Origin of the sequence: Rufibacter ruber (assembly GCF_014138425.1) — a bacterium.
Taxonomy (GTDB): Bacteria; Bacteroidota; Bacteroidia; order Cytophagales; family Hymenobacteraceae; genus Nibribacter; species Nibribacter ruber_C.
Genome location: NZ_JACJIQ010000010.1, coordinates 68,054 through 81,471 on the forward strand (window position 1 = coordinate 68,054; position 13,418 = coordinate 81,471).

The 13,418-nt window shown below is 49.0% G+C and carries 9 protein-coding genes; 5 read left to right on the top strand and 4 right to left on the bottom strand.

The features are described from left to right. The 3 genes from FHS90_RS12870 (at window position 1) to FHS90_RS12880 (ending at window position 4,796) form a co-directional block, all read left to right on the top strand. Window positions 1–642: a phosphoribosyltransferase gene (locus FHS90_RS12870; protein WP_220483058.1), complete on the top strand. Its 642-nt coding sequence runs from the start codon at window positions 1–3 to the stop codon at window positions 640–642. A 28-nt stretch (window positions 643–670) separates the two neighbouring features. Continuing rightward, window positions 671–1,669, top strand: a complete 999-nt coding sequence (locus FHS90_RS12875) for a DNA-processing protein DprA (protein ID WP_182513352.1) — start codon at window positions 671–673, stop codon at window positions 1,667–1,669. Between the two features lie 211 nt (window positions 1,670–1,880). Beyond that, window positions 1,881–4,796 (top strand): PD-(D/E)XK nuclease family protein, encoded by a 2,916-nt coding sequence (locus FHS90_RS12880; RefSeq protein WP_182513353.1) that lies wholly within the window; start codon window positions 1,881–1,883, stop codon window positions 4,794–4,796. Window positions 4,797–6,214: 1,418 nt separating this feature from the next. On the opposite strand, the gene FHS90_RS12885 is transcribed toward FHS90_RS12880, so the two are convergent. The 3 genes from FHS90_RS12885 to FHS90_RS12895 form a co-directional block, all read right to left on the bottom strand. Continuing rightward, window positions 6,215–6,691 (bottom strand): DUF4920 domain-containing protein, encoded by a 477-nt coding sequence (locus tag FHS90_RS12885; RefSeq protein ID WP_066839171.1) that lies wholly within the window; start codon window positions 6,689–6,691, stop codon window positions 6,215–6,217. Between the two features lie 422 nt (window positions 6,692–7,113). Continuing rightward, the gene (cypC, locus tag FHS90_RS12890) at window positions 7,114–8,421 is read right to left on the bottom strand and encodes a CYP152 family fatty-acid peroxygenase CypC (protein ID WP_182513354.1); all 1,308 of its coding nucleotides are present in this window, start codon (window positions 8,419–8,421) and stop codon (window positions 7,114–7,116) included. 362 nt (window positions 8,422–8,783) lie between these two features. Next, window positions 8,784–9,206: a DUF2062 domain-containing protein gene (locus FHS90_RS12895; RefSeq protein ID WP_161947801.1), complete on the bottom strand. Its 423-nt coding sequence runs from the start codon at window positions 9,204–9,206 to the stop codon at window positions 8,784–8,786. Between the two features lie 523 nt (window positions 9,207–9,729). Here FHS90_RS12895 and FHS90_RS12900 point away from each other — a divergent pair. Both FHS90_RS12900 and FHS90_RS22285 read left to right on the top strand, forming a co-directional pair. Further along, complete coding sequence (locus FHS90_RS12900) at window positions 9,730–11,004, top strand: DNA recombination protein RmuC (protein WP_246386998.1); 1,275 nt, start codon at window positions 9,730–9,732, stop codon at window positions 11,002–11,004. Between the two features lie 111 nt (window positions 11,005–11,115). Beyond that, a complete protein-coding gene (locus FHS90_RS22285; protein WP_220483059.1) occupies window positions 11,116–11,652 on the top strand; it encodes a hypothetical protein in 537 nt (178 codons plus the stop codon). Window positions 11,653–12,260: 608 nt separating this feature from the next. Here the strand turns inward: FHS90_RS22285 and FHS90_RS12910 are convergent. Continuing rightward, complete coding sequence (locus FHS90_RS12910) at window positions 12,261–12,977, bottom strand: pirin family protein (protein ID WP_066839161.1); 717 nt, start codon at window positions 12,975–12,977, stop codon at window positions 12,261–12,263. Window positions 12,978–13,418: the final 441 nt, after the last annotated feature.

Genomic DNA, 13,418 nt, shown 5'->3' on the forward strand with positions numbered 1-13,418 from the left:
ATGAACAGTTTTACAATTTATCCCAGCCAAGATTATACAACAGGTGAATATTTTTTAAAAAGAGAAATAGAAGGGTTTTACCATTCTGATTATTCTAGTGGCGGTCAATGGAGAGTTCAAGGAACTATTGAAAACATTATCTGTACTCTTAAAAATGACATTACACCATACCCAAATGATGTTCTAATAAAGGCCTCGCAACAATTAGAGCAAATATTATTGACTGATTTGCCCCAAATAACTAATTTTACTAAAAATAATAGCCTTACTGTTTGTGTTGTTCCTAGAGCAAAAGTTAATTATTCTCCAAATCAGCTATTATTTAAAAACACGGTAAGCCGTGTTGTAAATCAACTTAGTAGTTATATAAATGGGACAAGTTATATAATTAGACATACTGATACTAAAACGACGCACAGAGAAAGAGGAGGTTATGGGGGTAATGGAAAAATGCCTTATCCTAATATTACAAAAGATACTTGTCAAATTTCGTTTGAAATTAAGGGTAAAGATGTTTTACTAGTAGATGACTTATATACGAAAACGATAAACATTGATGAAGATGCTATTCAGGCATTACTAGACAAAGGCGCAAATTCCGTTATGCTTTATGTGGTTGGAAAAACAATTTCCAAGTATTAAGCATTTGACATTTAACAAACTTTCAACAATGAAATATACTGAGAACGCAATAAATATTTTAACAGCAAAAACATTCAAAGGTATTGGAAGAGCTTGGCTTGTTAAAAATTTAAGGGGCAATGAAAGTATTGAAAAACTATTATCATTAATTAACAATAATTCAAAACAAGAGAATAAATTAACCATTCATGATTTTGAACACAATAGAAATATTATAATCAACAAGTTAAGCTCTTTTAAAGATAATTGCGATGGTCTTGTTGCAATTGGAGATATTAATTTTCCAAAGTATCGCGGGACAGTTAAGGAAAGCGAGCAACCAATCTATCTTTTTTATAAAGGGAATCTTGATTTATTAAATATAAGCAATACTAATATTAGCGTTATTGGTCTTCTTAACCCTGACGAATCTATAGAAATCAGGGAAAGAAAGCTTGTTGCTGAAATAGTGAAGTCAGGAATTACAATTGTAAGCGGTTTAGCTTATGGTTGTGATAGTATTGCACATCAACAAGCATTGGAAGGTGGAAAAACTGTTGCAATATTACCAAGTCCTCTTGATAACATTTTACCGAGTAAAAATAAAATTCTTGCAGAACAAATTGTAAAATATGGTGGACTATTAGTTTCAGAATATTATGAAAATTTTAAATCGTCAATGGAATTAAGTAGCAGATATAAAGAGCGTGATAGGCTGCAAGCTTTATTTTGTGATACAATTATTTTGGCGGCCAGCTACGCACAAGATTCTGCTAAACGTTGGAATATTTTAAATCAGAAGTTAGATAGCGGTGCTAGATTAGCGATGGGATATGCAAAAGAATATAATATTCCTAGAGCTGTAATGTACGACCACTATACTGATAACGACAATCCTATGTTTGACTTAAACAGGCAATTAATAACTGAGAGTACAGATGTTACAATCCTCACTCATAAAAGATTAGAAGAAATATTATTGAAAATAAAATCAAAAAACAAATTGCTTATAGAAAGCAATACAATACAGGGCTCATTATTTAATTAACACCAAATAATACTCTTAAAAATTTTCGAGCCAAATTGCACTAATATAAATCAGCCAATTTTATATTTAAAAGCAATAATACCTCTTAAAATAACCAGCTAATTTTAACTATTTAATTAAAATTCAACCCATTAACCACTGTTTTCCAAAAACTAGCCCAAAAACGTAGTATCTTTACTTTCCGCGCCAGACCATAAGATACTACACCCACATGTACTCGTTCCTGCGGCAGACCGCCGAGCATATTTATCAGACCTACGCAGACCGCCTCAGCGACCTGTGCATTGTGCTGCCCACCCGTCGGGCTACGCTCTATTTCAAGAATGCCCTGGCGCAGGCGGCGCCCACGGGTATCTGGTCGCCGCAGATTTACTCCATGGAAGACTTTGTCTGCAACATGGCCAACGTAGAGGTGCTGGAGCCGCTGCACCTGCAGCTAGACCTCTATGACCTCCTGCTGCGGGTAGACCCCAAGCTGGACTTCGACCAGTTTGTGGGCTGGAGCGCCACCCTGCTGGAAGATTTCTCCCGCCTGGACATGGAACTGGTAGACGCGCACAAAGTATTTGAGTACGTGAGCGAGGCCAAGGCCTTGGAGCGGTGGGACCCGGGCAAACCCGGCAGCAGCGCCCCCACCCCCAACGTGAAGCAGTATTTCCAGCTCTGGGCCAACCTGGAGCAGACCTACCACGCCTTGCAGGCCCACCTGAAGCAAAACAAGCAGGCCTACACGGGCATGGCCTTCAGAATGGTGGCCAACCGCATCAAAGACATTGCCGGGAGCGAGCAGGGCCCGTACCGCTACCTGTTCGTCGGGTTGAACGCTCTGAGCCGCGCCGAGCAGAAAATCATCCAGACCCTGCTGGAGGCTGGCAAATCCGAAGTCTTCTTTGACTCAGATGACTACTACATGGCCCCCGAAGCCGATAAGCGGGCTGGGCATTTCCTGAAGCGCTACAAAGCTAAATGGCCGCTGCCCCAGTGGAACTGGCAACAGAACCTCCTGCTCTCAGATGCCAAGGAAATCAACGCCATTGGCGTAGCCAACGCCAGCATGCAGGGCAAGATTGCGGGGCAGCTCCTGCGCGAAATCCGTCAGCAGGACCCCGCCGCCGAAATCGCCATCATTCTGCCCGATGAGACCCTGCTCCTGCCCGTGCTGCACTCCATCTCAGACGAAGTCACCGATTACAACGTCACCATGGGCTTGTCGTTCAAGGGCACGCCCCTGTTCAACCTCATCGACCTGCTCTTTGAGGTGCACCTCACGGGCGTGGTGCAGCCCACTGATACGGGTTACAAGGTCAATCGCTACCACCACCTGGCCGTCACCAAACTGCTGCAGCACCCCTTTCTGCGGCGCTATGAGCAGTACCTCAACAGCATAGCCGAGCGCGAAGCCGATTTAGACCTGTTCCAGCACGTGCTGGACGAGATGGTGGCCCGCAACAGCGTCTTACTCACCGCAGAGGAACTCATTAAGCTGGGCCGTGAGCACCCAATGTTCATCACCCTTTTCAGAACCTGGAACGACTGCACCGACCTCATTGACACGCTCTACCAACTCGTAGATGCTTTGGGCCGCATTTACCGCGTAGAAACGGAGAACCCCATTGAGACCGAGTACCTCTACATTCTCTACACCATCGTGAAGCGGCTGGACACGCTCTTTGACTGCCGCGAGCACAAGATTTCGGTGCGCAGTTTCAAGAAGTTCCTCTACGAGCAGATTGGCAACACCAAGCTACCGTTCAGCGGCGAACCCATCTCGCCCACGCAGGTCATGGGTATGCTGGAAACCCGCGCCCTGGACTTTGAGAACCTCATCATCCTGAGCGTGAACGAGAACGTGCTGCCCCAGCCCAAGAAGCAGACCTCCCTATTCCCTTATGACGTGCTGCGCACCTTCGGGCTGCCCACCTACGCCGAACAGGAAAGCATCACCTCCTACTATTTCTACCGCCTGCTGCAGCGTGCCAAGCGCGTGAACCTGCTTTATGTGTTGCCCTCAGACACCTATGGTTCCGGTGAGAAAAGTCGGTTTATCTTGCAATTGCAACATGACCTGGCCGCCCGCAACCCCAACCTCAAATTCAGGGAACTGACTGCCGTGGTGGAACAGCTGGACACCAAGGAATACGAGCCTGACATCATCATTGAAAAAGATGGCGAAGTGCTGGAGAAAATAAAGCAGCAACTGCAGTACGGCCTCTACCCCTCGCACCTGAACCAGTACGTGAACTGCTCCCTGCAATATTATTTCAGCCGAATTGCCAAGCTGGAGGAAGTGGAGGAGATTGATGAACTGGTGGGGGCAGACACCTTCGGGACCATTGTGCACCAGGTGCTGGAAGATTATTTCCGGCCTTTCGCTGACAACGCTTTGCCCATTGAGAAAGCGCATGTGGAAGAAATGCTGGCCAACCTCCCGGAGAAAGTAAAACAGGAATTCAAGCGCGGCACCTTGGGCAACTTGCCAGAGCAGGGCATGAACCTGATTCTCTACAAAGTGGCTGTGCAACTGCTCACCCGCTACTTGGAAAGTCTGATTTCCTCAGAAGAACTGCCGCTCTACATTCTGCACCTGGAGGAAAAACTCACCACCGACCTGGAAGTACTCCTTGAAAACGGCGAGAGATTCACCGCCCGCATTGCCGGTAAAGCAGATAGAATTGATTTAAGCGGGCAAACCCTGCGCGTGATAGATTACAAAACCGGCAAAGTAGAAGCCAACCATTTAAAAGTGAAGCCCGAGGAAATGGAGGAGTCTCTGCTGAATGACCGCAAGCTTGACAAAGTGCGGCAGTTGTGGCTTTACCGCTACATTCTGGCCAAGGAAATTCAGAAAGGCACACTGTTGGAAAGTAAAATCCTGAACCTGCCCAAATCACAGTATCAATTTGAGGCGGGCATCATCTCTTTCCGGAATTTAGGCGCAGGGGTATTGACCTCAGAGCTGCCCTTTGTAGATGCCACCGGCGCTCCCGCTGATTTTGTGGATACCTCAGAACGGCTGCTGAAAGAGCTGGTGCTGCACATGCTGAACCCAGAGGAGCCGATTAGGAAAACCAATGACCTGGAGACGTGCCAGTACTGCCCGTACAAGACCATTTGTGCGCGGGGGTAGTGATTGGCCCAGACGCTCGCAGGTCCTCCGGACGCTACGAGGTCTTTTGAGCAGGCGGTGAAGCGGTGGCTTGAGTAGATTCTGTTTTTGGCTTGTTTTCCAGAAAACAGGTCAAAAACAGAACAGCGGTGTTCCTTCTCCCTGGGGGAGAAGGTTAGGATGAGGGTAAGGCGGTTCAAGTGGTAGTGCAACGGCTACTGACGCAGACGCTCGCAGGTCTGGAAGACGCTGCGAGGTCATTTGAGCAGGCGATATTAAGATGACTGGCAAATTGAACCCACCCCTGCCCCTCCGAGGAGGGGAATTATCTGGAATGCGTAGACCTGCTGGTGCAAACATCCCCCTTCGCCCCCTTCCAAGGGGGAGTATCGGAGTGAGTTCTGAGTTATGAGTCTTGAGTCCTGAGTCTTGAGTTCTGAATCCTTTCTTTCATCTCAGGTACTTCAGCACGAATGAAGCAGCAATGCCTGGTCTCGCAGCCGTGCCGCGAGGGCAGCCAGAGACCGCCCGTCATCAGTAGGCACGCGTCTGGAGACTCGCGCCGGCGCGGGAGTATCAGCTGGAGTTAGAAGGCACGGAAGTAACTTCCGCGCCATAGGGGGGCAGAAGCGGGAGCTATAGATGGCAGAGGTCATGTGAGGCGGCCGCCTCATGGAAGCTGAAAGCTTCCGACATTATAGGTCCAAGTTGGAAACTTGAACCAGAGAAAAACAATCAGCAACAGACAATCAACACTTCTGCCCTAGGCTGATGTGCGCAGCACGGGCTCGCCATAGGCTAGCGGGACAGCAATAGTTACCTGCAAACCAATTAACAACCAGAGAAGCTGATCAGGAGAGGAACCTGAACCAGTCCTGGGGGTGAGCGCCTCTGTTAATACGGTGCCGCACCAGCGGCAAGGCCGGAGGGCCTAGTTTTAACAGCAGTGCTCACCGCCAGGACGGGGCCCCGCGGCCGTGAGCGCTTACCGGAGAAGATGAAACAACTCAGTGAGTGAGGCACTGGGTCAAGCGGTAAAGCCAGGGAAACAGCAGATCACGTATTCCTAAAATAACAGCACTGCAGCAAGCGGCACAGCCAAGGGAACAGCAAACTACGCATTACCACAACAGCAGCAATTAGTCACTAAACCCAGCATCAAAAAGCTCAGCCAAGAGAGCAGCAGACTTCGCTCTGGAGTTTCCCGCCATACCAGGGGAACAGCAAACATCGCACGGCGTAAACCCCAAGCCAGGGGAAAAACAGACCCAGCAATGCCCATGAACGCATCTCCCTTCCTTCGGTAAGCACAGAATGACCAAAGGAAATTTACTATAAAGCGTTTTTGGCCTGTTTTTCCCAAAACAGGCCGAAAACAGAAAGGCCCTTCTTCTACCGTTTCAGGTAAAAGAAGAGCCTTGTGCTAAAAGCAAACAGCCCTATTTCACTACCAGCACCCCGTCTGCTACTATTTCAATATCACGTTTAGGCTGGGTAATGGCGGCAATCTCTTCCTTGCTCTTGCCGGCATCCTGCGCGAAGTGCTGCAGACGCTCCACAGACGTTTCCTTCACTTTGGCGTTGCCTTCCACCACAACGGTTTTCCCTACAATGTCCTGCGGCATGAAGAACGCGTAATCAGTGAATTTCACCATCACGGGTTCGCCGTTGGCGCGGGCCAGTTTCATGAAGCAGCCTTTTTTCTTGCATACTTCCACCACGGTGCCTTCAATCTTGCCGGTGTACTCAGGGGCATTTTCCAGTTTAGAAGCCAATTCAGGAAGTTGAACCGCTTTTTTGGCGGTTACTTTTTTGCCATAGGTTACCCCCGGTTTGGCAGAAGGAATGTCTTTCTGCTGAGCAAACGCGAATGAAACCGAGAACAGGGCAAGCAAGAGAAAGGAGGCTCTTTTCATAGTAACTATTTTTTATGGTTGAATGACAAAGACTTATGCAAGAATATTGACAGTAAAACAACATTGTTTCTGGGCACAAATATAAAATACTTCCCATACCAATGTGCACCCACAACGTGTTTACTTCCAAATAAATTCTATCAGTCCCCTGTAAATTATCCCTTTCCCTCAGAGCATGTTTCAATCTGACTGCTGGGCAGAAACGGGTACCAAAAGAACCTGGTCGCGTGGTTGCCTCGCACCCTGACGGGGCAATGCCGCTCAAAAACGCACTAGAAGCACCTTGAACTCCCCGTTGTCACAGAAAGAACAAAATGTAAACCAGCTCTAAAACGTTTTCGGCCTGTTTTTCTCAAAACAGGCCGAAAACGGAAAAAACCACCATTAAAAAAACTCACCATTAAAATTGGACGGTCTCACGCCTACCCATGATGGAACGGACATTTAGACAGGGTGGTCATTCCCGTATCTTCCTGCGCCACCTGTCTGCCCCTCACCTGCCGCATGATGAACTTGCTCTTGGGGTAGGTGGGCATCCGGTGCAGGCTGAAAGACAGATCCTGCGGCGGCACGTCATACTCCAGGTATTTAGAAAGATACAGCATTGACACTTTCATGGCTTCAATGGTCACCCATTCGCCGGCGCAGCGGTGGCCGGTAAAATGGTCGCCCCCGCCCTGCGGAATAAAATCATAGGCGCTGCCTTTCCAGTCTCTGAACCGGTACGGGTAGAACTGGTCTGGGTGCTCCCAAATCTGCGGGTCATGCAACGCGCCGTACATGTCTAACAACACCAGCGTGCCTTTCTGGAAGTCATGCCCGCCCCAGCTGAAATCATTTTTCACGCGGTTGCCCAGAAACGGCCCGAACGGATAATACCTGCGCACTTCCTGCACAAACCACTCCAGGTAGTTCTCTTCGCCCTCGGCAATTTTTTGGCGGGCCACGGGGTGCTCATGCAGCGCCACCGCCCCAAAGGTGATGTACCAGGCAATGGCCACCATGGGGCGCAGCAGGTTTATCAACTCAATGGCCGCCATGCGCGGGTCCAGCAACTCGTCTTCTAAATCCCGGTGGAAGGCAATGACGTGGGCGGGGGATTGGTTAGACACTATTATCTTCCCTTTCCTGATGTCTTTGACGACCTGCTCCACCCACTTCTCAGTCCTCCTGCGGGCGCGCCTGCCGCGCCAGTGCCTGGGCCCCACCGCCCCGAACGCATCAACCATGGCGGTGAAATCCTGCGCCCAATACCGCACCTCGCTTTCGTTCACGGGTACGCCCGTCCAGGCGCAGGCCACGCGGCAGAGCAATTCCTGGCTTTCCTCAAACAGCACCACCTCCTCTAGCTGCTCCCATTTCTGACTGAACGCCTGCCACTGGTCTAACAGCAGCCGGTTCAGGGAATGCAGACTGTGTGGCGTCATCAATGACATGAACATGGCTTTGCGGTGCCGGTGGGCGTCGCCGTCCATTGTCTGGATAGCGTTTTCGCCCATTAATGATTTCTGGATTCTGCCCGGAATAGCCCCAAAGCGCATGAACTTGTCAAAATCATAGAAGACTTTGGCTCCTTCTTCGCCGTGCAGGCACACCACGTTCTGGAGCATGACGCGGGTTTTGAAGATGTTGGAGTTGAACTTCTCAACCCGGTTCTGGATAAACGGGAATCCTTCCTGCAAGAGGTGGTAGGAATGGTCCAGGCCTTTTTCTTCCGGAATGGTACTCATGGGCAAATGCTTTCGTTCTTTAGATATGATTCTTCAGGTAAGAGCTTGTTTCAATTTTGTTTTTGCCCGAGAAAACCAGGACCTAAAGGTTCTGACGAAGCGATTTTTGAACAGCGTAGCAGCACTACGGTGAGAAAAAATGGCAAAGACAGGTACTTTTGATACACGTTGGCAGCGCAAGAGATAAATTGAAACATGCTCTAAAGCGTACGCATGATTCCCCCGGGTGTTTTCTTCCCAGATAAATGCAGTAGTTCCCGCAGGAACAACAGTAGCGGCAGAATAAGATGGTTTCTTCTAAAAGAGGGGAGCCGGCTGTTTTCGGCCTGTTTTGGCCAAAACAGGCCGAAAACAGAAACAAGTTACTGCGGGGGCAACACGCGGTGCAGCACCTTCCGGCTGGAGAAGTAAACGGCCAGCCCAAAGGGGACGAAGCAAAGCAACCAGGCCAGAATGCCTACCAAATTAGCCACCCACAGCTGTTGCAGGGCGTGCAGCCAGTCGGCGGCGAACATGGAGGTGAGTTTGTCAATGGAGAACTGGATGGGTGTTACCGGGAAAATGGTTTGGCCCAGGTCTACAAACGGCACGTAAAGCGCCAGCTGGAACGGCTGCATGAGGTAGCCCAGCACAATGGTAAACGCCACGTTCAGCCGCAGGCGCAGCGCCCAGAAGGTACACAACACAGTGGTGAGGCCAATGAACGGGATCATCCCGAAGCCAGTGCCCAGCGTAATGGTCAGGGCCAGCTGGTGCGGCGTAAACCCCTGCTTGGCCAGCGCCATAAGCGGTTCCCACAGCTTCCGCCGTATAAATCTCCCTATTCCTATATTCGCTCGTAAAATCACGGCCATACTGCTTATTCTTCCTGAACTTGTTCCTGCACTCCCCTTACGTAGGTAACGTTAAAAGTTGTGCCGGCAACGCATTTTGGGCCAAGAAAAACCATTTTTCTTTTTTATGGCCCCCTTCCCTTTCCCCTGCCTGAGAACAGGCACGTTTCAGGCAGGGAAAAGAAGGAAAAGTACATTCATTAATACCGGAAACCCCGGCAGGTAACCACTCTACAACAGCTTAAATTCGTCATTGTTTACTGTTACTTCTTTATAGACAGCCAAAGGGCTTGCTAACCCTATTGCCTTTGCGAATTTTTTTAGCCTTCGGCACTTTTGTAGTACCTTTAACTGTTCCCAAGGCTAAACAAGCTCCGCTCCCATGGATTTTACGCTCCCGCTTCTCGCTTTTCTGGTTGGCGCCATTCTGGTGTATTTTTTGCTTCAGTCCCGGCTTTCCGCTCTGCGGAACACTATGCAGCAGCATGAACTGGACAAAGCCTTTGCGGTGAAGCAGCACCAAGCCGCCGTACAGGAGGCCCAGAAGCTGCAGGAATCGCTACGCCGTGAGCAAAGCAAAGTCATGGAGCTGCACGCCGAAGTCACGCGCGCCGAAAACGACATCTACCATCTCAAGCAGAAACTTTCTGATGAGCGGGCCGAGCTGTCACAGCTGCGGGAGACGTTCATGCAGCAGTTCACCCAGGTGTCTAACCAGGTACTGGTCACCAACGCCGAACACTTCCGGAAAGCCTCGGCGGAAAATTTGGAGCAGGTGCTGAGCCCGTTGAAAGAGCGCATCAAGGAATTTGAGAGCAAGGTGGAGCAGACGTATGAGAAGACACTCAAAGACACCACCTCGCTCAAAGAGCAGATCACCTTCATGGCCAGCCTGAACCAGCAGATGAGCCAGGACGCGCTCAACCTCACCAAAGCCCTGCGCGGCGAAAAGAAAGCCCAGGGCAACTGGGGCGAGTACCTGCTGGAGAACCTGCTGGAGAAGTCTGGCCTGGAGCGCAATGTGCACTACCGCCGCGAACAGGTGCTGCAGCATGACGACGCCAAAATCTACCGCCCAGACGTGATCATTGACCTCCCCGACAACAAGCACCTCATCATTGACTCCAAAGTGAGTCTGGTGGCCTATGACGCCTATTGCAACTGTGAAGACGAGGCCCAGCAGCAGTTGCACCTGAAAAGCCACGTGCAAAGCCTGCGCACGCATTTCACTGATTTGAGCCGCAAAAATTACCAGCACCTGCACGGCATCAGCTCCCCAGACTTTGTGCTGATGTACATCCCTATTGAACCGGCGTTCAACCTGGCCATTCAGCAGGACCGTGATTTGTTTCTGGAGGCGCTGGACCGCAACATTGTCTTTGTCACCACCTCTACCCTGTTGGCTACCCTCAGAACCGTGGCCAGCGTCTGGAAACAGGAAAGCCAGAAACGCAATGTGCTGCGCATAGCCGAGGAGAGCGGCAAACTCTATGACAAATTCGCCAACTTCTTAGAAGACCTCAAAGACATTGGCGTAAACCTGGACCGAAGCCAGCAGAAATACCACGCGGCCATGAATAAACTGAGTGAGGGCAACGGGAATCTGCTGAAAAAAGTGGAGCTGCTCAAAAAACTGGGCGCCCGCACCAGCAAAACCATGGAAACTCAGTGGCTGCACAACTCATCATCGGTAGCCCCTGCCCTGCCCTCTGAGGCAGAACAACCCCAGGAAAACCTGGAAGAGGTGTAATCAAGCTTCTGTTCCCGGGCTACTTTTGGAAAACAGGACAAAAAGAAAGGCAGCTGGTATGAGCTGCCTTTCCTGTTTTAAACCGTTGGCTAGAATCAACCACCAGTGGTGGTGCCTCCTGTAGTGGTTCCGGTTGTACCCGTAGTACCAGTGGTTCCGGTAGTTCCTGTTGTACCGGTCGTTCCAGTGGTACCTGTGGTTCCGGTAGTTCCAGTTGTACCTGTTGTACCGGTTGTTCCTGTTGTTCCTGTTGTACCAGTAGTTCCAGTTGTACCTGTTGTACCGGTGGTTCCTGTTGTACCAGTGGTTCCTGTTGTACCGGTGGTTCCGGTCGTACCAGTGGTTCCTGTTGTACCGGTTGTTCCTGTTGTACCAGTTGTACCGGTTGTTCCAGTAGTACCGGTTGTTCCAGTAGTACCGGTTGTTCCGGTCGTACCAGTGGTTCCTGTTGTTCCGGTAGTTCCAGTGGTTCCGGTTGTTCCGGTTGTGCCCGTACTACCTGTGCTACCTGTGCTACCAGTAGTGTTGCTTGTTGGGTTTACTGTTGAATCATCATCGTCATCACAGGAAGCCAATGTTACTGCCGTCACAAACATAGGAGCGACCAGCAAGGATAGCCATTTCTTTTTCATAGTCTTACTTTATTAATATTTTAAAACAAACACAGGTTTCTTATACGTTTGTTTTTTAATAAGTTATCAGCAATTAAAAAGAATAAATACGTATTCTGCCATTTATATCCTCTCCACCTGTATATTACAATAATACTATTCTTTAATTCTTACCTTTAACAATACACCATATTTTACATAAGAAAAAATAGATTGAGCCCCTCAAATGGCTCCCCTTTTCCAATCAACAGTTTCAGCAACTGCTGATATGGGCTGGTGAAAGCAGTTCATGAAAATTGGTTAAAAAGAGGGATTGGCGAAGAGGTCACAGGAAATTCCAGGGAAAGTAGCTACTCAACCTCGTTCTAAGAGGTTGAGCAGAGGAAAATCAAAGGTAACAAGCGTTTTCGGCCTGTTTTTGGAAAAACAGGCCGAAAACAGAAGGTAAAACTGATTGCCCAAGCCGGAGCAAAAGCTATTATGAATATATGATTTTTTGGAACGTTTACAGTGGGCCAGAGGGAGGTGAGGCTGCAGCGGTTTTAAGCCTAATGCAGCACAACCAAGCCTAGATTAAACGGAAACATGTTTCACACAGCCCCACGGCGGCACACGTAGAACCGTACACACAGGACTTAATTGCTATCAATAATTGGCTTCTACCCCAGGCAAATCAATTAAAATAAATGAACTGTCGGCTGTGGCTCTGATCCGGAGGGCATCAATGTCTGAGGAACGCACCTGGTCATTTTTCTGCACCTGCATCCCGTTCACAAAGATCTCTCCGCTGGTCACATATATAAAGCCTTTCCTGATGGGCGAGGTTTTGAAATCTATTTCTTTTTCCTCCTCCAGATTGGCATAATAGATGGTTGAATTTGAGTTGATGTAAACAATGTCTTCCAGCACCTTCTGCCCCGTCACCAACGGCAATAAGGTGTTTTTCTCCTTTAGAAAATTGACTTCTTTTTGTTCATAGCTAGGAGAAAGCCCCTTTTTGTTGGGGATAAACCACAGCTGGTACAGATGGAGGTCGCTGTCCTGGTGGTTCGTTTCAGAATGGCTCACTCCCGTACCGGTGGTCATGCGCTGCACTTCGCCGGCACTGATCACCGTTTTATTCCCGAGGCTGTCGGTGTGAGAGACTTGGCCCTCCAGCACAATAGTCACAATCTCCATCTCAGAATGGGCATGCTCAGGAAATCCGCTTTTTGCAGAGATATAGTCATCGTTGAAGACCCTGAGCGGCCCCCACTGCAGATTGTTCATGTCATAGTGCTCGGCAAACGAAAAGAGAAAATATGAGTTCAGCCAGCCGTGGGAGGCATGGTACCGCTCAGACGCTGAGATTACATTAACCATGAGTACGTAGTTTTCAGGATAGTAAGTAGTATTAACCCTCTTACGTACACCCCGGAGTTGGGTTCCTGCGGGTAAAAGCACCACTTTTAACCTGAGGGTTCAGAAATGCCTGCATGGTTTTGTTCAGCCAAGGGGCGCAGCCCTCCCCCATATAATTAAGACATTTAAACGACCGTGGCTGTATGCAACTTTTAGGCAGACAGCCTTCTTCTTCTATCCCAGTAACCGGCTTTACCTTTCTCCGGTAAAAGCAAGAACCAGAGATAGAACCAAAAGTCAGATCATAAAAAGCAGCAATAATTATCCGACTCGTTTTTGGCCTGTTTTTCATAAAACAGACAAAAAACAGCGATAACTCCTACCCTTTGCAGCACCATTCACCTTAACTAGGCATGATGCAGAACTTCTTTAGCAAAGGTGCATAAGCAGCTGCTAGAGGCA

Coding starts and splice junctions, on each gene's coding strand:
- cypC (WP_182513354.1), bottom strand. CDS start 8,421: ATGAGTACCATTCCGGAAGAAAAAGGCCTGGACCATTCCTACCACCTC.
- FHS90_RS12875 (WP_182513352.1), top strand. CDS start 671: ATGAAATATACTGAGAACGCAATAAATATTTTAACAGCAAAAACATTC.
- FHS90_RS12870 (WP_220483058.1), top strand. CDS start 1: ATGAACAGTTTTACAATTTATCCCAGCCAAGATTATACAACAGGTGAA.
- FHS90_RS12885 (WP_066839171.1), bottom strand. CDS start 6,691: ATGAAAAGAGCCTCCTTTCTCTTGCTTGCCCTGTTCTCGGTTTCATTC.
- FHS90_RS12880 (WP_182513353.1), top strand. CDS start 1,881: ATGTACTCGTTCCTGCGGCAGACCGCCGAGCATATTTATCAGACCTAC.
- FHS90_RS12900 (WP_246386998.1), top strand. CDS start 9,730: ATGCAGCAGCATGAACTGGACAAAGCCTTTGCGGTGAAGCAGCACCAA.
- FHS90_RS12910 (WP_066839161.1), bottom strand. CDS start 12,977: ATGGTTAATGTAATCTCAGCGTCTGAGCGGTACCATGCCTCCCACGGC.
- FHS90_RS12895 (WP_161947801.1), bottom strand. CDS start 9,206: ATGGCGCTGGCCAAGCAGGGGTTTACGCCGCACCAGCTGGCCCTGACC.